Consider the following 22843-nt stretch of genomic DNA (forward strand, 5'->3'; position numbering starts at 1 on the left):
CTCGTACACGCGTGGGTTACGAGGCCTTCTTGGCGCCGGAGAAGGCGGCGAAGGCGGCGATGCCGAAGAAGAGGAACGTCAGCCCGTCCTTGGTCGCGTTCCAGCCCTCGGTGAGCAGGCCGAACTCCTGGAAGAAGAGCTCCGTCACGGAGACGTCGAGCTCCTTGGAGAGGAGGATCGCGATGCCCAGGAGCTGGCCGAGGTAGACGGCGCCGAGGGCGAGCACCGCGCTCGCGATCGGGAGCACGGGGTTGCGGCCGCCGACCTTGCCGGCGGCCAGGCCGGTGAGGAAGCCGACGCCGACGGCGGCCCAGCCGATCTCCCGCTCGAGGCCGCCGATGACGGCGCCGTACACACCGGCCGAGACGAGCGCGGCGACGAGCGCGGCGACCAGACCGAGGGCGACGTTGTCGCGGGCGGGCGCCGGCGGCGGCGCGTACGGGTACTGCTCGGGGGCGGCGCCCCCGGCGAAGGGGTTGCCGGGCGGCGGAACGGGCTGGCTCATGGTGCGGATCCCCCCAGGGACGAAAAGCGGCACGCGCGTGCGTGCATGCGAGAGGCCCGGAGATTAGCACCCCGCTATGACAGGGGCACAACAGTTATGGCCCCGCTGCTCACGCAGGTCAGAGACGGTGGGCCGTGCCCGTCGGGGTGGCGCCGCGGGTGTCGAGGAGGAGCTGGGCCTTCACCGCGAGTCCCTGGAGGTCGTACGTGCGGTGGTGCTGGAGCAGGATCGTCAGGTCGGCGTGGGCGGCCGCCTCGTAGAGGGAGTCCGCGCGGGGCACGGGCAGGTCGCGGACGCGCCAGTCGGGGACGTGCGGGTCGTGGTAGCTGACGGCCGCACCCAGGTCCATGAGCCGGCGGGCGATCTCGTCGGCGGGAGAGCCCTGGCGGTCGGGCAGGTCGGGCTTGTAGGTGATGCCGAGCAGCAGGACGCGGGCGCCGCGGGCCGCCTTGCCGTGCTCGTTGAGGAGGGTGGCGGCGCGCTGGACGACGTACTGCGGCATGCGTTCGTTGACCTGGCCGGCGAGTTCGACGAGGCGGAGCGGGCGGTGGGCGCCGACGGTGTCGACGGGGACGCCGTGGCCGCCGACCCCGGGGCCGGGGCGGAAGGCCTGGAAGCCGAAGGGCTTGGTCTCGGCGCAGCGGATGACGTCCCAGAGGTCGACGCCGAGTTCGTGGCAGAGCACCGCCATCTCGTTGACCAGGGCGATGTTGACGTGCCGGAAGTTGGTCTCCAGGAGCTTGACCGTCTCGGCCTCGCGGGGGCCACGCGCGCGTACCACCTTGTCGGTGAGCCGGCCGTAGAAGGCGGCCGCCGCCTCGGTGCAGGCCGGGGTGAGGCCGCCGATGACCTTGGGGGTGCCGGCGAAGCCGTGGGTACGGCTGCCGGGGTCGAGGCGGCCGGGGGAGTACGCGAGGTGGAAGTCGCGTCCGGCGCGCAGGCCGGAGCCCTCTTCGAGCAGGTCGCGGAGCAGGCCCTCGGTGGTGCCCGGGGGGACCGGGGACTCGAGGACGACGGTGGTGTGCGGGCGCAGCCGGGCGGCGAGCGCGCGGGCCGCGTCGGTGACGGCGGTGAGGTCGAGGGCGTGGTCGGGGCCCAGGGGGGTAGGGGCGCAGAGGACGGCGGTGCGGACCCGGCCGAGTTCGGCGGGGTTGGCGGTCGGCCGGAAGCTCCCCGAGAGCATCCGGCGGATCTCCGGGACGGTGAGGGAGCCGTCGACCGGGGAGCGGCCGGCGGCGAGTTCGGCGACGGAGCGGGGATCGGTGTCGTAGCCGATGGTGTCGATGCCTGCGGCGGCGGCCGCCTGGGCCAGGGGGAGTCCGTGGTGGCCGAGGCCGATGACGGCGAGATCAGCGGGCATGGGGGGTGGGCCGTCCTTCCCGATAGCCGGAGGGAACGCGACGCGCAAGCCCGGTGGACAGAACGGGTCGAGCGCAATGTCAGACTAGGCGTAAATATGACCGATATGCCGCATTGTGCGACCGAAGGTCGCCGAGTGTTATCCACAGGTCGGTGGCGAGGCGGTGGCTGAAGTCGCCGGGGAGGGCCAGAATCGAGCTGTGAGCCGGACCACATGGCCCGGTTCGCGTGCTGCGACGACGGAGAACGGAAAGACGGGGACGACGGGAGGCAAGCCGTGAGGACAGCGACACTGGGACCCGCCGAGCGCGCCGAGGCGCTCGCGGCCATGGCCGAGCGCGAGCTGGACGTGCTGGTGGTCGGCGCCGGAGTGGTCGGCGCCGGGACGGCCCTCGACGCCGTCACGAGAGGGCTGTCCACCGGCATCGTCGAGGCGCGTGACTGGGCCTCGGGCACCTCCAGCCGGTCCAGCAAGCTCATCCACGGCGGCCTGCGCTATCTGGAGATGCTGGACTTCGCCCTGGTCCGGGAGGCCCTCAAGGAGCGCGGGCTGCTCCTGGAGCGGCTCGCACCCCATCTGGTGAAGCCGGTCCCCTTCCTCTACCCGCTCCAGCACAAGGGCTGGGAGCGGTTCTACGCGGGCTCCGGCGTCGCCCTCTACGACGCGATGTCCCTCTCCTCCGGCCACGGCCGGGGCCTCCCCGTCCACCGGCACCTCTCCCGGCGCGGCGCCCTGCGGGTCGCCCCCTGCCTCAAGAAGGACGCCCTCGTCGGCGCCATGCAGTACTACGACGCGCAGATGGACGACGCCCGCTTCGTCACCACGCTCGTGCGCACCGCCGCGTCCTACGGCGCCCTGGCCGCGAGCCGGGCCCGCGTCGTCGGCTTCCTGCGCGAGGGCGCGCGGGTCGTCGGCGCCCGCGTCCAGGACGTCGAGGCCGGCGCGGAGTACGAGATCCGGGCGAAGCAGATCGTCAACGCCACCGGGGTGTGGACCGACGACACCCAGGCCCTCATCGGCGAGCGCGGCCAGTTCCACGTCCGTGCCTCCAAGGGCATCCACCTCGTCGTCCCCAAGGACCGCATCCACTCGTCGACCGGGCTCATCCTGCGCACCGAGAAGTCCGTGCTGTTCGTGATCCCCTGGGGCCGGCACTGGATCGTCGGCACCACCGACACCGAGTGGGACCTGGACAAGGCCCATCCGGCCGCGTCCAGCGCCGACATCGACTACCTCCTGGAGCATGTGAACACCGTGCTCGCCACCCCGCTCACCCGGGACGACGTGGAGGGGGTCTACGCGGGCCTGCGTCCCCTGCTGGCCGGCGAGTCGGACGCCACGAGCAAGCTCTCACGCGAGCACACCGTCGCCCACCCCGTGCCCGGCCTGGTCGTGGTGGCCGGCGGCAAGTACACGACGTACCGCGTCATGGCCAAGGACGCCGTCGACGAGGCGGTGCACGGCCTCGACCAGCGGGTGGCCCCCTGCGTCACCGAGGACATCCCGCTGCTCGGCGCCGAGGGCTACCGGGCCCTGTGGAACGCGCGGGCCAGGATCGCCGCGCGCACCGGCCTCCACGTCGTCCGGGTCGAGCATCTCCTCAACCGGTACGGCTCCCTGACGGAGCAGATCCTCGACCTCGTCGCCGAGGACCCCGCCCTCGGCCGGCCGCTCCCCGCCGCCGACGACTACCTGCGCGCCGAGATCGTCTACGCGGCCTCCCACGAGGGCGCCCGGCATCTGGACGACGTCCTCACCCGGCGCACCAGAATCTCCATCGAGACCTTCGACCGGGGAACCCTCAGCGCCCGCGAGTGCGCGGAACTGATGGCGCCGGTCCTCGGCTGGGACGAGCACCAGATCGAGAAGGAGGTCGAGCACTACGAGAAGCGTGTCGAGGCCGAGAGGGAGTCGCAGCGGCAGCCCGACGACCTGACGGCGGACGCCGCCCGGCTCGGGGCGCCCGACATCGTGCCGATCTGACAGGACGTCCGGGACGCGCGCCGGGCGGCGCGCGCCCGGTGGGAGAAAGGCCGGGCCGCCCGCGGCGGGTGGGAACCTGAGGGGCCTGCGGGGGCGTCGTCATCCCGGAGTACGGACCCGGGGGCGCCACCCGTCCTGAGGTGAGGGACAATGGCCTCTCTTCCAGGGCGGGTTACCGCATCGCGCGGGAAGCGGCAGACGCGGCGAAGATCAGGGATCGCAGAGGGGACGCATGTCGGAGGCGGAGCAGTCGCGGGACACGGCGAAGGACCCCGGGCGGGACGCCGCCGCGGGGGCCGCGACCGACGGCGACCGAGGGGCGGTCCCGGCCGCGCGTGAGCCGGAGCGGGACGACGCGAAGGACATACAGGACGCGAAGAACGCGCAGGTCGAGCGGGGTGTGGAGGAGGCCGGGACATCGGCGGCGCCCTCCGCGGAGCCTGCGGACTCCGTGCCGCCCGCGGATCTGGTGAAGCCCACGAGGTCCGCGGACCCGGCGGGTCCGGCCGACGCGGCGGGCGCGCGCAACGCGGCGGCCGGGGACGTGAAGGGCGTTCAGGACGCCCCGGGCGGTCCGGACGTGAAGGACGTTCAGGACGCGTCCGGCGGGCGGCTGCGGGGGACCGAGCCGTCGACCGGGCGGGCCGGGTTCGGCGCGGGTGACGGCGACGGCGAGAGCGATCGTTCCCCGGCGCGGGGTTCCGCCCGTGCCGCCGGCGGCGACCGGGCGCGCAAGACCCCGTCCAACGAGGGCCGGCTCCTCGCCGGCCGCTACCGGCTCGGCGGGGTCCTCGGCCGCGGCGGCATGGGCACGGTGTGGCGCGCGGTCGACGAGACCCTCGGCCGTACCGTCGCCGTCAAGGAACTCCGCTTCCCCACCAGCATCGACGACGACGAGAAGCGCCGCCTCATCACGCGGACCCTGCGCGAGGCGAAGGCCATCGCCCGGATCCGCAACAACGGCGCCGTGACCGTCTACGACGTCGTCGACGAGGACGACCGTCCGTGGATCGTCATGGAGCTCATCGAGGGCAAGTCCCTCGCGGACGCCGTCCGCGAGGACGGCACGCTCACGCCCCGGCGCGCCGCCGAGGTCGGCCTCGCCATCCTCGACGTGCTGCGCTCGGCGCACCGCGAGGGCATCCTGCACCGCGACGTGAAGCCGTCCAACGTGCTGATCGCCGAAGACGGACGGGTCGTCCTCACCGACTTCGGCATCGCCCAGGTCGAGGGCGACCCCTCGATCACCTCCACCGGCATGCTCGTCGGCGCCCCGTCGTACATCTCGCCGGAGCGCGCCCGCGGGCACAAGCCCGGCCCCGCAGCCGACATGTGGTCGCTCGGCGGACTCATCTACGCGGCGGTCGAGGGCAGCCCGCCCTACGACAAGGGCTCCGCCATCGCCACCCTCACGGCGGTGATGACCGAGCCCGTGGACCCGCCGAAGAACGCGGGACCCGAGCTGGAGAAGGTCATCTACGGCCTCCTCGCCAAGGACCCCGCCCAGCGGCTCGACGACGCCCGCGCGCGGGTCCTGCTCCTCGCCGTGCTCGACGCGCCCGATCCGGTGCCCCCGGTCTCTCCCGAGGTCACCAGGGTCGTACCGCTGCCGCCGCGCCCCGACCAGCCCCCGGTCGCTCCGGCGGCCGGCCGGGACAAGGCGCCCGACGCGTCCGCCGACCGGATGCGCGGTGCGCTGAACTCCGTGCGGAACGCGGCTGCCTCCGTGAAGGCCGAGCCGAAGACGTCGTCGACGCCGGCGGCCAGGACGGCGGCGGGAGCCGCCGCCCGGCAGGGCGGTGGCAGACCGGCCCCGGCCCGTGCGTCGCTCACCGACGTCGTGCCGCGCCGCACTCTGGTGATCATCGCCGCGGTCGCCGTGCTCGCGCTGCTCGGGACGATCCTCGCGGTCTCCCTCAAGGGCGGCGACAAGGGCAACCAGGGCAAGGACAGCGGGGGCACCACGGCCTCGGCCGGCGCATCCGCCGGCGGTGACGGCGCCAACGGCTCCGGCGGATCGGACGGCGGCAAGGGCGGGTCGCCCGACGGCGCCGGCCAGCAGGGCGGCGCGACGCCCGGCGACACCGGCGCGAACGGGTCGACCGGCGACAACGGCGCGACGGGGTCCACGGGCACCACGGACGGGTCCGGCGGGTCGAACGGCACCGCAGGCACCACGCCGACCGGCAAGCCCGGCGGCACGGGCGCGCAGCTTCCCGCCGGCTACACCCTCGTCACCAACGACCGCTTCCACTTCTCCATGGCGATGCCCGCCACGTTCAAGCTCCGCTCGATACCGGGATACAGCGGTGGCGGGATATTCAGCGAGAGCGGCGGCTTCCCGCGCGTCCAGGTCGACTTCAACTCCAGCCCGAAGGACAACGCGGCGGCCGCCTGGGAGCTGGGCAAGATCGGTGTGGCCGCCACCAGCAAGAACTACAAGCACTTCGGCATCCGGACGGTCTCCTACAAGGGCTACCCGACCGTCGCGGACTGGGAGTTCGAGCGCACCCAGCAGGGCATGCGCGTCCATGTGCTCAACCGCGGCTTCAAGGTGGACGCCACGCACGGCTACTCCATCATGATCAGCTGCAGGGCCGAGGAGTGGAACGGCGCGGAGTGCAAGACGCTGCGCGAGACGGCGTTCGCGACGTTCAGCCCCAAGGACTGACCGGCGGCACGTATCGTGAGAGTTCGAGGACCGTACGCAGCCGAAAAGAGCCGATAACTGCACGGTGCCGGACCGGAATTGTCGGACTCGCGTGATCCCGCTCGATCCTGAGGGGGCCGCGGGTCCACGGGGACAGCGTGCGCGCGTGGGGAGGCGTCGTGGACGACTACGCGGGAAGGGTGCTCGCGGATCGCTACCGCCTGCCGCTGCCGCCGGCGGACGCGGACACGGACGCCCACGACCCGGCCGAGACGCGCGCCTTCGACACGTACAGCGGGCAGGAGGTCCTGGTCCGCCGGGTGCCGCTGCCGGAGTTCGTCGACGCCGAGGTGCTCGACGGCGAGGGCGGCCCGGCGGGTCCCTACGGCGCCGCGGGGCGGGCGACCCGCCGCCCGGCCGAGCCCGTCGTCCGCCGGGCGATCGAGGCGGCCCAGGCCGCCGCGCAGATCCCCGACCATCCCCTGCTCGACCAGGTCTTCGACGTCTTCGCGGAGGCCGGTTCGCTCTGGATAGTGAGCGAACGCATCACGGCCCGGCCGCTGGCCGCGCTCCTCGCCGAGCGGCCGCTCAACCCCTACCGTGCGGCCGAGATCGGCGCCGACGTCCTCACGGCCCTGCGCGCGCTCCACGCCCACGGGTGGGTGCACCGGAACATCACCGTCAGGACCGTGCTGGTCTGCGACGACGGCCGGGTGGTCCTCACGGGCCTCGCGGTGGGCGCCGCGGAGGAGGCCCTCTGCGGGTACGCGCCCGTACCGGAGCCGGATCCGGACGCGACGGCGTGGCAGGCGCCGCCGGAGGAGGACGGGGAGGACGGTGAGGACGGGGACGAGGGGTACGACGCCGAGGAGTACGGCTCCGAGGACTACGGCTCCGAGGACTACGGACCCGAGCTGTACGAGGCGGAGATCTACGAGGAGGGCGACGAGCACCTCCCGTACGGGACGGACGAGTTCGAGGAGCCGGCCGGGGAGCCCGGCGGGGAACTGGCCGACGAGCTGCTCGGCGGGCCGGCCCTGGAGCCGGCCGAGCGGCCGGACCCGGACCAGGACTACGGCTACGGCTACGGCTACGGGGACGGCCAGGGGGACGGCCACGGCGACGAGGCGTACCTCCCCGAACCCGCTCCCGGTCCGTACGCCCCCGAGTCCGACGCGTACGCCGTCGAGCCCGCCCCGTACGCCCCCGAGTCCGACGCGTACGCCCCCGACGCCGGGCCGGACGACGGCGGCTCCTCCTCTTCCTCCCCCTACGGGACCGCCCCCGGCGGCTACGGCAACGACCCCTACGGCCGGGCGCTGCCCGCCGCGCCCGCCGCCGGGACGCAGCCCGCGCCCGTGCCTCCCACCGCCGATGTGCGGGCCGCCCGCGCCGGGGCCATCGCCGCCTACCGGGCCGGCGCCCGCGCCGCCGCCAAGCTCGGCGAGAGCGGGGCCCTGCCCGTGCAGCGCCCCGCGCCGACGGACCCGCCCGAGCCGCCCCCGGCGCCGACCGCGCAGGCGGCGGGTGCGCCCGAGCCGCAGTGGTGGGCGCGGGTGGCCGACGACGAGGACGACGAGGACGACGGCGACGAGCCGTACGGCGCGGGTCCGCAGGCGGGTCCGCCGCCCCGCGTGATGCTGGCCGGAAACTGGAGCGACGGCCCGCACGCCTCGCGGGACGGCTCCCCGCCGATCTCGGCCGGTGGCGGTTCGGGTCCCGCCCGCGGTCCCGTGCTGCCCGGCTCGGGCCGTCCGGCCCTGCCCGCCGGCTACACGGCGGCGACGCCGGACCCCGCACGCCTTCCGGTCCCCGCCGGCTCCCGGGAGGGGGCCCTGGAGACGGCCAGGATCCCCGCCCAGGCCCCGGCGGACCGCGGCCCCACCACCCGGCTCGCCGCCGAGCGGGCACGGCAGACCAGGATCGCGGTCGTCGGCGCCGTCACCGAGCGCTGGGCCCCCGAACAGGCCGGTCCCGTCCACGAGAACTGGCGCCTCGCCCCGCCCATCGGCCCCGCCACCGACCTGTGGGCGCTCGGCGCGCTCCTCTACCGGGCCGTTCAGGGCCATGCCCCCTACCCCGAGGACAGTGCCGCCGAGCTCGTCCAGCTCGTCTGCGCGGAGCCGCCCGCCTTCGCCGAGGAGTGCGGCCCGCTCCGCCCGGTGGTGGAGTCCCTGCTGCGCCAGGACCCCACCGAGCGACCCGACTTCGAGGAGCTGCGCGGCTGGCTGCGCTCCCTCGTGCGCTCGGCTCCGGAGCCCGAGGCGGGTGTCGGAGTCGTACCGTTGCCGTCCTTCGACGAGAAGCGGCTGCCGATCGTGCGCAGGCGCGGCGAGCTCGTACGCCGCCGGCGTGGGGGAGCGGGAGCAGGCAGGCACCGTCACAAGCGGGGCAAGGACCCGCGCCCCCCGGCGCGGGCGCGCCCCCGTCACGACGACCTCCCCGCGCGTGAGTACGGGCCCGCCGCCGCGCGGGCCGATGTCCGGGAGGACTTCCGGGAGGACTTCCAGGAGTCGTTCCACGAGGAGATCCCACAGCGCGCGTCCAGGGCCCCCAGAGCGCCCCGCGGCGGCCGGTCCCCGTCCTCGCGGCCCCCGGGTTCTCCGCGTTCCCTCGGCCGTACGCTCCTGGTCCTGGTCTTCCTGCTGCTCGGCGGGGCCGTCGCGTACGCCGTCCTCTTCCTGCCCGGCGACGGGGAGGAGCCCACCGCGCCGACCGCTCCCACGGCCGGGCAGAGCCCGCGGACGACCGCGACCGCGAGCCCTCCGCCGGCGACGCGGACGCCGACCACGGCGCCGCCGGCCACGCCGCGCACCACCCCGCCCGCGGCGGACCCTTCGGCTCCGGTTCCCGCCGCCGGGTACGCGCTGCGACAGGACCCCGAGGGCTTCCGGATCGGGGTGCCGAACGGCTGGCGGCGCAGCCCGATCAACGACGCCGGTCAAGTGCGTTACACAGGCGGCGACTTCACGATGATCGTCGTACCCGGCCGCGACAGCGTCGCCGACAACGGCTCCGACCCGCTGGAGTACCAGAACTCCAGGGAGCGCGAACTGGAGCCGTTCCGGGGGTCGAGCTGGTCGCGGTCGGACGACACCCGCCGGGTCGACATCGGTACGACGGCGACGGCCACCGGCAGTTACTGGTGGCTGGACAGCACGGGCCGTCAGGTGTTCGTCCGGAACCTCGCCCTGATCGACGGGGGCCGGTACCACATCGTGCAGGTCATCGGCCCGGAGGACGGGAGCAGGAAGGTCTCCGAGATCTTCGACGAGGCCACGAAGGCGTTCCGTCCGGGCCGCTGAGCCGTACCGTGTCGGGAGGGGGTGCCCGGAATGCCCATCGGCCCCCGGTCACAGTGCTGTTCCTATGGCGGCCCCGAGGTTCCGCCACCCGTACCCCCCTCCGTAACCTGGCATCCGAAGGAACGGGCGGGGGCAAGTGGAACATTCTCAGAGCACAGGCACGGGGCTGCTGCTCGCCGGTCGCTACCGGCTGGGCGAGTCCATCGGACGCGGCGGCATGGGCAAGGTCTGGCGCGCGCACGACGAGGTGCTGCACCGCGTCGTGGCGGTGAAGGAGTTGACGGCCGGCCGGTTCGTGGCGGAGGCCGACCGCCTCGTCCTGCACGCCCGTACGCAGAAGGAGGCACGGGCCGCCGCGCGGATCACGCACCCGGGGGTGGTGACCGTCCACGACGTCCTGGAGCACGACGACCGGCCGTGGATCGTGATGCAGTACGTCGACGGTCCCTCGCTCGCCGACGCCGCCAAGGAGAAGGGGCCGATCGACCCGCACGAGGCGGCCAGGATCGGTCTGCACGTCCTCGGCGCCCTGCGCGCCGCGCACGCGGCCGGGGTGCTGCACCGGGACGTGAAGCCGGGGAACGTCCTGCTCGCCCGGGACGGCAGCGTCCTGATCACCGACTTCGGGATCGCGGCGATCGAGGGCGACGCGACGATCACCCGGACGGGTGAACTCGTCGGCTCCATCGACTATCTGGCCCCCGAGCGGGTGCGGGGCGGTGACCCGGGTCCCGCCTCCGACCTCTGGTCGCTCGGCGCCACCCTGTACACGGCGGTGGAGGGCACCTCGCCGTTCCGCCGCACCTCGCCGATCAGCACCATGCAGGCCGTGGTGGCCGAGGAGCCGCCGTACCCGGAGAAGGCGGGCCCGCTGGCCCCCGTCATCGTGGCCCTGCTGCGCAAGGACCCGGCGCAGCGGCCGAAGGCGGACGAGGCCGGGCGGATGCTGCTCGACGCGATGGAGGGGCGTTCGCCGGCGGCGGCGCAGGCGTACGTACCGACCCAGCGGGTGCTGCGGGAGGACCTGGACCCGAGCGGGGACGGTTCCGTCTCCGGCCACGACCTCGTCACGCTGGGGGAGGAGTCCGACGGCCCGGGGCCGACGGGCACGGCCCGGGCGGCGAGGCCGTCCGGCACCGCCCCGTGGCCCCACCCGGCTCCTTCGCCCCACCCGTCGCACCAGGCCAACCAGGCCGGCCACTCCCCGCAGTCCCGCTCGCCCCAGCCCTCTCCGCGCTCCCCGTCGCCCCAGGGGGCTACGGGACAGTCCTCCCCGCCCACCGTCGTGCCTCCGACCGCCGGCCTCGCCACCTCCGGCCCGGGCTCCGGCCGCGGCAAGAGCTGGCGCACCGCCGTCCTGGCCGCGCTGCTCGCCGGGCTCGTCGCGGGCGGCGCCGTCTTCGCCGCCATGAACCAGTCGGGCGGCGACCGCGCCGACGGCGGGCGGACCACGTCCACCGGTCCCGCCCCCACCACCACCGCGCAGGGTGCCCCGGGCGACATCCCGGACGGCTGGCACCGGGTCGACGACCCGGAGGGCTTCAGCCTCGTCGTACCGAAGGGGTGGAAGCGGCAGACCGAAGGCGACAACATCGACTACACCCCCGACAACGGCCGCCACCGCATCCGGATCAACGTCGACCCCAGCCCCGACTTCGAGAACCCGTACATGCACGCGCTCGACCTGGAGCGCATCGTCGCGAAGCGGATGGAGTACACGCGGGTCAAGCTCGGCCAGACCACCTATCGCGACCAGGTCCGCTCCAGCCTGTGGGAGTTCACCTGGACGGAGAAGCGGGACTTCCCCGGGCCGCGGCACGCGATCGACCTCATGTACTACGCGGACGACGGCACGGAGTACGCGATCTACATGTCGTCCCCGGAATCGAGCTGGGAGACCACCCGCGAGCAGTTCGACGTCGTCCTCCAACACTGGCGGGCCCCGGGCGAGCGAACCGGGTGAGAATCTCCGGAACGGGCCTCCTCGCAGCCGTAAGCCCCTGATCAGGGCTTATGTGCCAGTGATCGCTGGCGCGATGTGCGCACCCGGTGAAAACGCGTTACCGACGGGTACCCAAAGGGAGGAACGGAGCCTACGCTCGGGCCCATGACGGACTCGCAGGCCCCCGCCGCCCCCTCGGTTCCCGACGCCCCCGCCGCGCAGGCCGGAGTCGCCGCGCCCGCCGGGGCGACCAACCCGGTCGCGCCCGCGCCCGCCGGCGCCCGCACGGCCGCCGACGTCGTGACGCCCGAGGTGGTCGCCCGGCTCACGCGCGGTGTCGTCGGCTCCGGCCGGACCGCCAACCACACCCCCTTCACCGGGGCGAAGCTGGCGGACCTGCCCGAGTCCACCCCCGAGGACGTCGCCGAGGCCTTCACGCGCGCGCGGGGCGCCCAGGCCGCCTGGGCCGCCACCCCGGTCAGGGCCCGTGCCGCCGTCCTCCTGCGCTTCCACGACCTCGTCCTCCAGCGCCAGTCCGAGGTCCTCGACCTCATCCAGCTGGAGACGGGCAAGGCCCGCCTGCACGCCCACGAGGAGGTGCAGGCGGTCGCCGTCGCCGCCCGCCACTACGGCCGCAAGGCCTCCTCCTACCTGAAGCCCCGCCGTCACACCGGCGTCGTGCCGACCCTCACCAAGGTCACCGAGCTGCGCCAGCCGCGCGGTGTGGTCGGCCAGATCGCTCCCTGGAACTACCCGCTCGAACTCTCCGTCGGGGACGCGCTCCCCGCCTTCGTCGCGGGCAACGCCGTCGTCATGAAGCCCGACACGGAGACCGCGCTCACCGCGCTGTGGGCCCGGGACCTGCTCATCGAGGCCGGGCTGCCCGCCGCGGTCTTCCAGGTCGTCCTCGGCGACGGCCCCGTCGTCGGCCCCGAGGTCGTCAAGCACGCCGACTACGTCTCCTTCACCGGTTCCACCCGTACCGGCCGCGAGGTCGCCCAGGGGGCCGCCGCCCGCCTCGTCGGCGTCTCGCTCGAACTCGGCGGCAAGAACGCGATGCTCGTCCTCGCGGACGCCGACATCGAGAAGGCCGCCGCCGGAGCCGTCCGCGCCTGCTTCTCCTCCGCCGGCCAGCTCTGCATCTCCATCGAGCGCCTCTACGTCCACGAGTCGATCGCCGACGCCTTCGTGGAGCGCTTCGCCGCCCGCACCCGGGCCATGCGGCTCGGCAACTCCCTCGCGTACGGCGCCGACATGGGCTCGCTCGTCGGCGACCGGCAGCTGGAGACCGTCACGAAGCACGTCGAGGAGGCCGTCGCCAAGGGCGCCACGCTCGTCGCCGGCGGCGTCGCCCGCCCCGACATCGGCCCCCTCTTCTTCGAGCCGACCATCCTCGACGGCGTCGAGGCCCCGATGGCGGTCTGCGGCGAGGAGACCTTCGGTCCGGTCGTCTCCCTCTACCGCTTCCGCGACGAGGACGAGGTCGTCGACCTCGCCAACGCCACCCCGTACGGCCTGAACTCCTCCGTCTGGACGAAGGACTCGCGCCGGGGCCACGCGGTCGCGGCGCGGCTGCGCACCGGCACCGTCAACATCAACGAGGGGTACGCCCCCGCCTACGGCAGCGTGCAGTCCCCGATGGGCGGCATGAAGGACTCCGGGCTCGGCCGGCGCCACGGTTCCGAGGGCATCCTCAAGTACACCGAGGCGCAGACCGTCGCCCAGCAGCGGCTGATCCCGCTCGCGCCCTCCTTCGGGATGGACGACGAGAAGTACGCCGCGTTCATGAGCGCGTCCCTGAAGGCGATGAAGGCCCTGCGCCTGCGCTGATCCGGCGCTGCGCCTTCCCCCTCCCGACCGTCCCGATTCCGTACGAGGAGAGCCATGACCGCGGTACCCCCTACCCAAAATCAGGAGCAGGCGGAGGACGAGGCGTACGACTACGACGTCCTCGTCGTCGGCTCCGGCTTCGGCGGCTCGGTCACCGCGCTCCGCCTCACCGAGAAGGGCTACCGGGTCGGCGTCCTGGAGGCCGGGCGGCGCTTCACCCGCGCCACCCTCCCGAAGAACTCCTGGGACGTGAAGAACTTCCTGTGGGCCCCCGCCCTCGGCCTCTACGGCATCCAGCGGATCCACCTGCTGGGCAACGTCATGGTGCTCGCGGGCGCCGGCGTCGGCGGCGGCTCCCTGAACTACGCCAACACCCTCTACGAGCCGCTCGCGCCGTTCTTCGACGACCCGCAGTGGAAGGACATCACGGACTGGCGCGAGGAGCTGGGCCCGTACTACGACCAGGCCAAGCGGATGCTCGGTGTCCGGATCAACCCGACCATGACCCCGTCGGACGTCCACCTCAAGGCGACCGCGCAGAGCATGGGCATCGGCGACACCTTCCACATGGCGCCCGTCGGGGTGTTCTTCGGGGACGGGCAGGACGGCGACGGGACGGCGAAGGCGAAGCCGGGCGGCGAGGTCCCCGACCCGTTCTTCGGTGGGGCCGGACCCTCCCGCAAGGCCTGCACCGAATGCGGCGAGTGCATGACCGGCTGCCGGCACGGCGCCAAGAACACCCTGAACGAGAACTACCTCCACCTCGCCGAGAAGGCCGGCGCCACCGTCCACCCCATGACCTCGGTCGTCGCGGTCACCGAGGACTCGCGGGGCGGATACGCCGTCAAGACCCTCCCCTCCGACAACCGGAGGAAGGGCAAGGGCCGTACCTTCACGGCCCGCGAGGTCGTCATCGCCGCCGGCACCTACGGCACCCAGACCCTGCTGCACCGGATGAGGGACACCGGCCTGCTGCCCCGGATCTCGGCACGGCTCGGCGAGCTGACCCGTACCAACTCCGAGGGCCTCGTCGGCTCGCAGACCACCGACCGGCGCTACCGCAAGAAGCACGGCAAGGAGAGGGCCGACTTCACCCGCGGCGTCGCCATCACCTCCTCGATCCACCCCGACGAGAACACCCACATCGAGCCCGTCCGGTACGGCAAGGGCTCCAACTCGATGGGCGCGCTGACCGTCCTCCAGGTGCCGTACGGCGCGCACCGGGTCCGCAGGTGGCTGCTCGAACTCGTCAAGCACCCGGCGCTCGCGGCCCGCTCGCTGTCCAACCGGCGCTGGTCGGAGCGGACCATCATCGGTCTCGTCATGCAGTCCCTGGACAACTCCCTGACGACCTACCGCAAGCCGGGCGGCATCGGAAAGGGCCTGCTCACCGCCCGCCAGGGCCACGGGGCACCCAACCCGACGCAGATCGAGGCGGCGACCAAGGCCGCGACCCTCCTCGCCGAGGAGATCAACGGCTTCGCCGGCTCCAATGTCGGCGAGCTGATGGGCACCCCGCTGACCGCCCACTTCCTCGGCGGCTGCCCGATCGGCGCGGACGCCGAGTCCGGTGTCATCGACCCGTACCACCGGCTCTTCGGGCACCCGGGGATCTCCGTCGTCGACGGAGCGGCCGTCTCCGCGAACCTCGGCGTGAACCCGTCGCTGACGATCACCGCGCAGGCGGAGCGGGCGATGTCCTTCTGGCCGAACAAGGGCGAGGAGGACCCGCGGCCGCGGCAGGGCGAGTCGTACGTACGGATCGCGGCGATCGAGCCCAAGTCGCCCGCCGTCCCGGCCGAGGCCTTCGGCGCGCTGCGGCTGCCGTTCCTGGGGATGCCGGCGGTCCCGCCGAAGGCGTCGTGAACCGGCACAGGTAAGGGGCGCTGCACCCCCCTCCGAGTGCAGCGCCCCTACCAGCTTTGGTGTTGCTGCATAGATGACCCGCGACCGGTGGGGATGGTTGTAGCGGTTGCGCAGGATCTTCGTGTGACGCGCGTCACGTCGGGAGGCGGGGTGCGAACAAGGGCCCCGTGGCGCGATTCCGGTCGCGCCACGGGGCCTTTGGGATCGGCACCGGTGTCAGGGCAGCGGCGGTGCCGAGCGGGGCGGCGCCGGGGGTTGCGCCGCGTGGGAGGGGTTCGGAGGGGACGACACGGGTTCGGGGTGGAGAGCCGGTTGCGGCCGGCCCCGAGCGTCCCCGGGGCCGACCGCTCCTTCTGGGTGACCGGGCTGCTGTCCCCTGCTGTCCGGTCACAAGCGCTGGTGCGAGGTCCCACGACGTACCTGAGGTACGCCACACGCCCCAGCGAAGCCACGCGTGGTTTCCTGCGGGCCCGCCCCTGGCTGGCACGGACACCCGGACCAACGAAGCCGGGCCGGAGCCGGTCACGCGCCGTACGGGTGAGAGCGGGCCCGAACTCAGATCCGGGGACGCACCCGGTCGTCGGGGCGCACCCGGACACGCGGGCGCACGCTCAGATGCGGCCCCGGCACAGCTCCAGCATCGTCATCGCCAGCGCCGTACCCGGCTTGCCGAGGGCGTCCCTGTAGTGGCCGAGGACCTCCATCTCGCGGTTCAGGTTCACCCGGCGGCCGCCGGAGGAGATCCGGGCCTCCTGGATGACGGCCGAGACGGCCATCCGTTCCTGGATGAGACCGATGATCCGGTCGTCGAGCGCGTCGATGCGGTCGCGGGCGCCGCCGATCAGCGTCGCCGCCTCGTCGGTCCGGGCGCCGGTCTTCTCGGGGGTGGCGGTGTTCGTCGTCATGGCGGGGCTCCTGGGGTGTCGGATGCCCCGGGGCGGACCGGCCCGAAACGACAGAACGCCCCGGGCTGTCAGCCCGGGGCGCCTGGGAAGTCGCTTGTCAGTTGCTCAAGCAGCACGACCATGGCAGCCGGTGGGCCGGTTGCCATAGGTAAAGACGAAGGTCGTGAGCTCGCGCATGGCGACAGTATGGACCCCGACGACGGAGCGGAGCCAACCCGGGTTCGGATGGTGAGACGAAAAGTGCTACCGGCGCGCCGGTAGAATCGACAAATAGCACCCCCCTTCGGGGGACCCTCCTCCTACCGCCGGAAGGCCGCCGTAGTGTCATCAGCGACCCCCGCTGCCGCGCCCGACGTCACCAACCCGGACGTAGTCCTCGTTGTCGACTTCGGCGCCCAGTACGCCCAGCTCATCGCCCGTCGTGTCCGTGAGGCCCGGGTCTACAGCGAGATCGTCCCGTCCACCATGCCGGTGGCCGAGATGCTGGCCAAGAACCCGAAGGCGATCATCCTCTCCGGCGGCCCGTCCTCCGTGTACGCCGAGGCCGCCCCGCGCCTCGACCGTGCGATCTTCGAGGCGGGCGTCCCCGTCTTCGGCATGTGCTACGGCTTCCAGCTGATGGCGACGACCCTCGGTGGCACCGTCGACAACACCGGCGCCCGCGAGTACGGCCGCACCCCGCTGCACGTCTCCAAGGCCGGCTCCACCCTCTTCGAGGGCACCCCGGTCGAGCAGTCCGTGTGGATGTCGCACGGCGACGCCTGCTCCGCCGCCCCCGAGGGCTTCTCCGTCACCGCGTCCACGGACGTCGTGCCGGTCGCCGCCTTCGAGAACGACGAGAAGAAGCTCTACGGCGTCCAGTACCACCCCGAGGTGCTGCACTCCACGCACGGCCAGCAGATCCTGGAGCACTTCCTCTACCGCGGCGCCGGCATCGAGCCCAGCTGGACCACGGGCAACGTGATCGAGGAGCAGGTCGCGGCCATCCGCGCCCAGGTCGGCGACAAGCGCGCCGTCTGCGGCCTTTCCGGCGGCGTCGACTCCGCGGTGGCCGCCGCACTCGTGCAGAAGGCCATCGGCTCGCAGCTCACCTGCGTGTACGTCGACCACGGCCTCATGCGCAAGGGCGAGACCGAGCAGGTCGAGAAGGACTTCGTCGCCTCCACCGGCGTCAACCTCAAGGTCGTCGACGCGCAGGAGCGGTTCCTCACCGCCCTCGCCGGCGTCTCCGACCCCGAGACCAAGCGGAAGATCATCGGCCGCGAGTTCATCCGGGTCTTCGAGCAGGCGCAGCTGGAGATCCTCCAGGAGGACGGCCCCGAGGTCGCCTTCCTCGTCCAGGGCACCCTGTACCCGGACATCGTCGAGTCCGGCGGCGGCACCGGCACCGCCAACATCAAGTCCCACCACAACGTGGGCGGCCTCCCCGACGACATCGAGTTCGAGCTCGTCGAGCCGCTGCGCCAGCTGTTCAAGGACGAGGTCCGGATGGTCGGCCAGGAGCTCGGCCTGCCCGAGGAGATCGTCCAGCGCCAGCCGTTCCCCGGCCCCGGCCTCGGCATCCGCATCGTCGGCGAGGTCACCAAGGAGCGCCTTGACCTGCTGCGCGAGGCCGACGCCATCGCCCGCGAGGAGCTCACCGCGGCCGGTCTCGACCGCGAGATCTGGCAGTGCCCGGTCGTCCTGCTCGCCGACGTCCGCTCCGTGGGCGTCCAGGGCGACGGCCGCACCTACGGTCACCCGATCGTGCTGCGCCCCGTCTCCTCCGAGGACGCCATGACGGCCGACTGGTCGCGCCTGCCGTACGACGTTCTCGCCAAGATCTCGACCCGCATCACCAACGAGGTCGAGGACGTCAACCGGGTCGTCCTCGACGTCACCAGCAAGCCGCCGGGCACCATCGAGTGGGAGTAGTCGCTCCCGCCCGCTGAGCCGGACGAAGCCGTCGCCCCCGCGCCCGTCGCGCGGGGCGGCGGCTTCGTCGTATCCGGCCCCGTCGAACGTGCCTTTCCGTGGTGTCCGGAGTCTGGTGACTTGACCGGCCGGGCGTTACCTTCCGGCGCATGAGCGTGATACCCGACCCCGTTCCCGTCGACCGGCTCCACTTCGCCATGCCGCCCGTCCACGCGACGGCCGAGGAGGAACGCACCCACCGCAGACAGCGGCTCGCCGGCGCGCTCCGGGTCTTCGGGCGGTTCGGTTACGAGGAGGGCGTCTCGGGCCACATCAGCGCCCGCGACCCCGAACTCCCCGACTGCTACTGGGTGAACCCCTTCGGGGCGCCGTTCGAGGAGATCTCGGCGAGCGACCTCATCCTGGTCAACGGCGACGGGCAGGTCGTCCGGGGTGGGCAGTACGTCAACCAGGCCGCGTTCACCGTCCACGCCCAGGTCCACCGGGCCCGGCCCGACGTCGTGGCCGTCGCCCACACCCACTCCCTGCACGGCCGGGCCCTCGCCGCGCTCGGCGAACTCCTCGACCCGATCACCCAGGAGGCCTGCGCCTTCTACCAGGACCACGCGCTCTACGACGCCTACACCGGCGTCACCGTGGACCCCGAGGAGGGACGCCGGATCGCCCTCGCGCTCGGCACGTTCAAGGCGATCGTGCTCCGCAACCACGGCCTGCTCACCGTCGGCGCCTCCGTCGACGCGGCCGCCTGGTGGTTCATCGCCCTGGAGCGCTGCGCCCAGGTGCAGCTGGCCGCGCGGGCGGCCGGGAAACCGGTCCTGATCGACCACCGCGAGGCCGTCGCGACCCGCGAACAGCTCGGCGGCGACCTCGTCGCATGGATCAACTACCAGCCCCTCTGGCGCAGGATCAGCCGCACGGCGCCCGAACTCCTGTCGTAGCACCATCGCTTCACCCTTCTGTACGTCAATGCGATGGCGCGTCAATCACCCTTCGGCGGGGCGCACGCGGCAGGCGCGGGAGCCGCCGGTACGACACAATTCCGTTGAACCTACGGCTGGTTGACCCTCGGGACGCACCGGTACGTGTCGTGAAGTGAGCTCGGGAAGTGAGCACCGTGGCGGTTCAAGAGGCGAGACAGTACGGCGAGCACGCGACGGCCTGCGCGGGCTGCGCCCACTGCGGACGGACCGGCCACCGGCGTGCCGTCGCCGCCTTCCTCGCGCGCCGCGACGAACTCGCGGCCGGGCACGGTGTCCCCGCGGCCCTCGCCCACTCCCCGGTCGCCTCCCGCCAATGGGTCTCCGACGAGCTCGCCCAGTCCGCCCGCGCGGTGGCCGTGCACGGCCGGGAGGCCGGCGTCGCCTGGTTCGACCGGGTACGGCGCGGAGGGCTCGCCGCGGTCTGGGGCGCCGTCGTCGTCCTGCTCCTCGGCCAGGCGCTCACCGCCGTGGGCGGCGGCTGGACCGGTGCCCGCACGGCCGGCCTCTGCACCGCCCTGGTCCTCGGCGTCCTGCTCAGCGGAGCCGCCCACGCCCACCGCTCCCGCGGCGGACTGCTCGCCCCGCTGATCGGGGAGGACAACCGGCTCTCCACCACCCGTGCCGTCGCCGCGGCCTGGCTGCTCCTCCTCGGGTACGCCCTGATCCTCCTGGCCTTCCAGGCACCGGGCGCGGGTGCCTTCGGGCTGGGCCGAGGCGCCGGTCTGCTGACCGCCCTCGCCCTGGTGTCGGCCGTCACCGTGGCCGCCCGGCTCGTCGTCGCGGCGGGAATCGCGTCCCGCCGTCTCCAGAAGGTGCGCGCCGACCGGCCGCGCGCCGCCGATCTGCTCTGCGACGACAGCGGCCGGGCCGCGCTCGCCGACGTCCAGTACGTCCTCGTCTCCGGTTCCGTCCTGGTGCTGACGGCCGTCGCCCTCGTCCGCGACCCGGCCGGGCTTCCCGGGGTGCCCTGGTCCCTCGTGCTCCTCGTCGGCGTCTCGGCGGTCTGGCACCTCGCCGCGAAGTACACCGAGGGGGTCCGCCCCACGATCCACTCCGTGGTCAGGTCCCGGGAGGCCGGCGACCTCGACGCCCCGATCCGCACGGGGGACGACATCGAGATCCGCGGCTGCGGTTTCGTCCCGCCCGGTGCCGGAGCCCCCGACCCGCTGACCCGTCTGGTCGTCCGTATCGGCCCGGTCCACGCCCATGTGCCACTGGTCCCCGTCCCGGGCGGCTTCGCCAACCCCACCGACGACGCCCTGACCGTCCCCCTCCCCGCGGACGTGGAGCCGGGCCGGGTCGAGGTCTCGGTCGTGACGGCGGCGGGAGTCGAGACCAACCGGGTCACGATCGACGTCGTGGACTGATCCCTCCGGCCTCCTTCCCGTATCCCTTCACAGGCGGGGCGGGGAGAATCGTTCCGCGAACAGTCTTACGGGGCGAGGAGAGGTGACCGACGATGACGGGACACGCGGGCCGGTCGGACAGCGCGGCCGACGGAACCGGTGGCGCGGGCGGTGCGAGCGGCCCGGACGGGACCCTGGGCACGGGAGATCCCGGCAGTGCGGGCCGGACCGGCGCCGCCGGCACGCTCGACCGGTGGAAGGCGCTCGGCTCCCGCTACGCCCTCCTCCCGCTCCGCGTCTTCCTCGGCGTCACCTTCGTCTACGCCGCCTTCGACAAGCTCACCGACTCCGCCTTCTTCGCCGACTCCGGCACGGGCTCCATCGGCGAGATGATGACCGGTGTCCGCGACAGCTCGGCCATCCCCGCCCTGGTCGACCTCGCCCTCAAGAACCCCGCCGGCTTCGGCTACGCCATCGCCTTCGGCGAGCTCGCCGTCGGGATCGGGACCCTCGTGGGTCTCTTCGGCCGGGTCGCGGCGCTCGGCGGCGCCCTGATCTCCCTGAGCCTCTGGCTGACCGTGAGCTGGCAGGTGAACCCGTACTACCTCGGCAACGACCTCGCCTATCTGATGGCCTGGCTGCCGTTGGTGCTGGCCGGGGCGTCGGTGCTGTCGCTCGACCGGCTCCTCGCCGAACGGCGCCGGACCCGGTAGACGATCCAGGTCACGAGGCCGGCCGTGCCCAGGCCGCCGAGGAGCACCGGGAACACGACGTACCACGGGGTCGTCCAGGCCCCGGTGGCGTCGCCCGCGTAGAGCCCGGCGAGGGCGAGGGCCGTGAGGCCGGCGATCATCCTGCCGGGGCGGAACTCATGAAGCAGCACGGGTGACCTCCACCTGTCCGATGCCGACCTCGAGAGAGAGGTCGAGGGTGCCCGCCGGGGTGGTCCCGGCCGGCGGGTCCAGGGTCCGGGTCACGTCGCGGTCCGGCGAGATGTCGATGTCGTCCGCCGGCTCGCCCGGCAGCCGCAGATCGCCGAGTCCCGCCTGGGCGTGGAGCTTCACGACCGCGTTCTTCGGGACGATCACCTCGAGCCGGCCCGCGCCCACCTCGACCGACGACGACACGGTCGTGCCCGCCGGGAGCGCGAGCGTCGACAGGTCGAGCGTGCCGACCCCGGTCCCCAGTTCGTAGCGCGGCTGCACGGCGGCGACCGACGCCGGTTTCCACGTCTCGCGCATCCACTCCGTCGTGATCCGGCTCGGCAGCGCCGTGGTCAGGGCGAGCAGGCCCGCCGTGACCACGGTGAGGAAGATCGTGCCGAACCCGGTCCGGCCGAGGAAGCTGCTGACCACCAGGCCGAGGCCGAACACCGCCAGGGCCGCGACCAGACCGGTCTGCAGGCTCGTGCCCAGCGGCTCGCTCTCCCAGGTCAGAGAGGTGCCGACCACCGCCGCGACCATCGCGAGCAGATAGACGAGACCACCGATGGAGAACGGGCTCCGCCGGATCGAGGGCGTCGGCCGCCCGGGGTCGGTCCGGACGCCGTTCCACCGGCCGCCCGGCTTCGGCACCTCGCCGTCCACCAGACCGTCCTGGTCCACGATGCCCTGCGGCCCCCACAGGTAGCCGATCGCCACCTTGCCCGTCGAGCCGTCCTTGACGATCGGGTCCCGCCACCACGAGGGGGACTCGACGAGCGGCGGGGCCTTGGTCTCGGGCGGCGCCTCGGCGACCGGCCGGGAGGCCGTCGCCGCGTCCGCCCGTCCCTCCGCCTCCACCGCGCCGGCCTGCCGGTGCCGCGACCAGATCGCCGCCGACGACAGCGCGAACGCCACCAGGAGGGCCGAGCCCAGCATCGACCCGCTGTGCAACATCGACAGGAAGACCCCGCAGCCCACCAGCGCCATCAGCACGGCGGCCAGCGTCCCCCCGGAGACACGGCCGGTCAGCAGCCTGCGCCCGTCGTTCTCCTCCTCGCCCTCCAGCGGGATCAGCAGCCAGGCGAAGCCGTAGAAGATCAGCCCCAGGCCGCCCGGCACCGCGAGCACACCGACCACCACCCGGAAGATCACCGGGTCCAGGTCGAAGTACCGGCCGAGGCCACCGCAGACACCGCCCACCACCTTGCTGCCGCGCGAGCGCCGCAGAGGAGGGGCGGAGACGGCCTCCGCCGGCGGCGGGGCCTCGTGCTGCGAAGGCGTCGAACTCGTCATGCGTCCATGGTGACGGCCCGTGACGCCGAGCGGCACCGGGG

General features: G+C 73.3%; 15 protein-coding genes. 10 read left to right on the forward strand and 5 right to left on the reverse strand.

The window, feature by feature from the left end; all coding sequences use genetic code 11:
* Positions 1-16: 16 nt before the first annotated feature.
* Entirely contained in the window at positions 17-505 is a 489-nt protein-coding gene (locus tag OG392_RS22200) for a hypothetical protein (protein ID WP_329282072.1), read from the reverse strand.
* A 118-nt stretch (positions 506-623) separates the two neighbouring features.
* A complete protein-coding gene (locus tag OG392_RS22205) occupies positions 624-1865 on the reverse strand; it encodes a nucleotide sugar dehydrogenase (RefSeq protein ID WP_329282075.1) in 1242 nt (413 codons plus the stop codon).
* 276 nt (positions 1866-2141) lie between these two features.
* On the opposite strand from OG392_RS22205, the gene OG392_RS22210 reads away from it, so the two are divergent.
* The 6 genes from OG392_RS22210 to OG392_RS22235 all read left to right on the forward strand — a co-directional run bounded on the left by OG392_RS22210 (position 2142) and on the right by OG392_RS22235 (position 15441).
* On the forward strand, positions 2142-3848 hold the full coding sequence (locus OG392_RS22210; RefSeq protein ID WP_329282077.1) for a glycerol-3-phosphate dehydrogenase/oxidase: 1707 nt from the start codon (positions 2142-2144) through the stop codon (positions 3846-3848).
* 232 nt (positions 3849-4080) lie between these two features.
* Entirely contained in the window at positions 4081-6519 is a 2439-nt protein-coding gene (locus OG392_RS22215) for a serine/threonine-protein kinase (RefSeq protein ID WP_329282079.1), read from the forward strand.
* A 158-nt stretch (positions 6520-6677) separates the two neighbouring features.
* Positions 6678-9803 carry a serine/threonine protein kinase gene (locus OG392_RS22220; protein ID WP_329282081.1) on the forward strand — a complete coding sequence of 1042 codons (3126 nt, stop codon included), beginning with the start codon at positions 6678-6680 and terminating at the stop codon, positions 9801-9803.
* A gap of 136 nt (positions 9804-9939) precedes the next feature.
* Positions 9940-11766, forward strand: a complete 1827-nt coding sequence (locus OG392_RS22225; protein WP_329282083.1) for a serine/threonine-protein kinase — start codon at positions 9940-9942, stop codon at positions 11764-11766.
* Between the two features lie 144 nt (positions 11767-11910).
* Entirely contained in the window at positions 11911-13575 is a 1665-nt protein-coding gene (locus OG392_RS22230) for a succinic semialdehyde dehydrogenase (RefSeq protein WP_329282085.1), read from the forward strand.
* Between the two features lie 54 nt (positions 13576-13629).
* The gene (locus tag OG392_RS22235; protein ID WP_329282087.1) at positions 13630-15441 is read left to right on the forward strand and encodes a GMC family oxidoreductase; all 1812 of its coding nucleotides are present in this window, start codon (positions 13630-13632) and stop codon (positions 15439-15441) included.
* Positions 15442-16052: 611 nt separating this feature from the next.
* On the opposite strand, the gene OG392_RS22240 is transcribed toward OG392_RS22235, so the two are convergent.
* On the reverse strand, positions 16053-16346 hold the full coding sequence (locus OG392_RS22240; RefSeq protein WP_329282089.1) for a chorismate mutase: 294 nt from the start codon (positions 16344-16346) through the stop codon (positions 16053-16055).
* Positions 16347-16667: 321 nt separating this feature from the next.
* Between OG392_RS22240 and guaA the strand changes: the two genes are divergently transcribed.
* From guaA to OG392_RS22260, 4 genes are all read left to right on the forward strand, one after another.
* Positions 16668-18260: a glutamine-hydrolyzing GMP synthase gene (guaA, locus tag OG392_RS22245; protein WP_329282090.1), complete on the forward strand. Its 1593-nt coding sequence runs from the start codon at positions 16668-16670 to the stop codon at positions 18258-18260.
* A gap of 149 nt (positions 18261-18409) precedes the next feature.
* On the forward strand, positions 18410-19198 hold the full coding sequence (locus OG392_RS22250) for a class II aldolase/adducin family protein (protein WP_329282091.1): 789 nt from the start codon (positions 18410-18412) through the stop codon (positions 19196-19198).
* Positions 19199-19374: 176 nt separating this feature from the next.
* The gene (locus OG392_RS22255) at positions 19375-20607 is read left to right on the forward strand and encodes a hypothetical protein (protein ID WP_443054836.1); all 1233 of its coding nucleotides are present in this window, start codon (positions 19375-19377) and stop codon (positions 20605-20607) included.
* A gap of 92 nt (positions 20608-20699) precedes the next feature.
* Positions 20700-21299 (forward strand): DoxX family protein, encoded by a 600-nt coding sequence (locus OG392_RS22260; RefSeq protein WP_329282095.1) that lies wholly within the window; start codon positions 20700-20702, stop codon positions 21297-21299.
* Here the strand turns inward: OG392_RS22260 and OG392_RS22265 are convergent.
* A complete protein-coding gene (locus OG392_RS22265; RefSeq protein WP_329282097.1) occupies positions 21209-21469 on the reverse strand; it encodes a hypothetical protein in 261 nt (86 codons plus the stop codon). The two genes, OG392_RS22260 and OG392_RS22265, sit on opposite strands and share 91 nt — an antisense overlap.
* Entirely contained in the window at positions 21456-22802 is a 1347-nt protein-coding gene (locus OG392_RS22270; protein WP_329282099.1) for a PspC domain-containing protein, read from the reverse strand. The genes OG392_RS22265 and OG392_RS22270 overlap by 14 nt, the downstream gene beginning before the upstream one ends.
* Between the last annotated feature and the right edge of the window lie 41 nt (positions 22803-22843).

It is taken from the genome of Streptomyces sp. NBC_00691 (assembly GCF_036226665.1).
GTDB lineage: Bacteria > Actinomycetota > Actinomycetes > Streptomycetales > Streptomycetaceae > Streptomyces.

Coding starts and splice junctions, on each gene's coding strand:
- OG392_RS22200 (WP_329282072.1), bottom strand. CDS start 505: ATGAGCCAGCCCGTTCCGCCGCCCGGCAACCCCTTCGCCGGGGGCGCC.
- OG392_RS22205 (WP_329282075.1), bottom strand. CDS start 1,865: ATGCCCGCTGATCTCGCCGTCATCGGCCTCGGCCACCACGGACTCCCC.
- OG392_RS22215 (WP_329282079.1), top strand. CDS start 4,081: ATGTCGGAGGCGGAGCAGTCGCGGGACACGGCGAAGGACCCCGGGCGG.
- OG392_RS22230 (WP_329282085.1), top strand. CDS start 11,911: ATGACGGACTCGCAGGCCCCCGCCGCCCCCTCGGTTCCCGACGCCCCC.
- OG392_RS22235 (WP_329282087.1), top strand. CDS start 13,630: ATGACCGCGGTACCCCCTACCCAAAATCAGGAGCAGGCGGAGGACGAG.
- OG392_RS22240 (WP_329282089.1), bottom strand. CDS start 16,346: ATGACGACGAACACCGCCACCCCCGAGAAGACCGGCGCCCGGACCGAC.
- OG392_RS22250 (WP_329282091.1), top strand. CDS start 18,410: ATGAGCGTGATACCCGACCCCGTTCCCGTCGACCGGCTCCACTTCGCC.
- OG392_RS22260 (WP_329282095.1), top strand. CDS start 20,700: ATGACGGGACACGCGGGCCGGTCGGACAGCGCGGCCGACGGAACCGGT.
- OG392_RS22270 (WP_329282099.1), bottom strand. CDS start 22,802: ATGACGAGTTCGACGCCTTCGCAGCACGAGGCCCCGCCGCCGGCGGAG.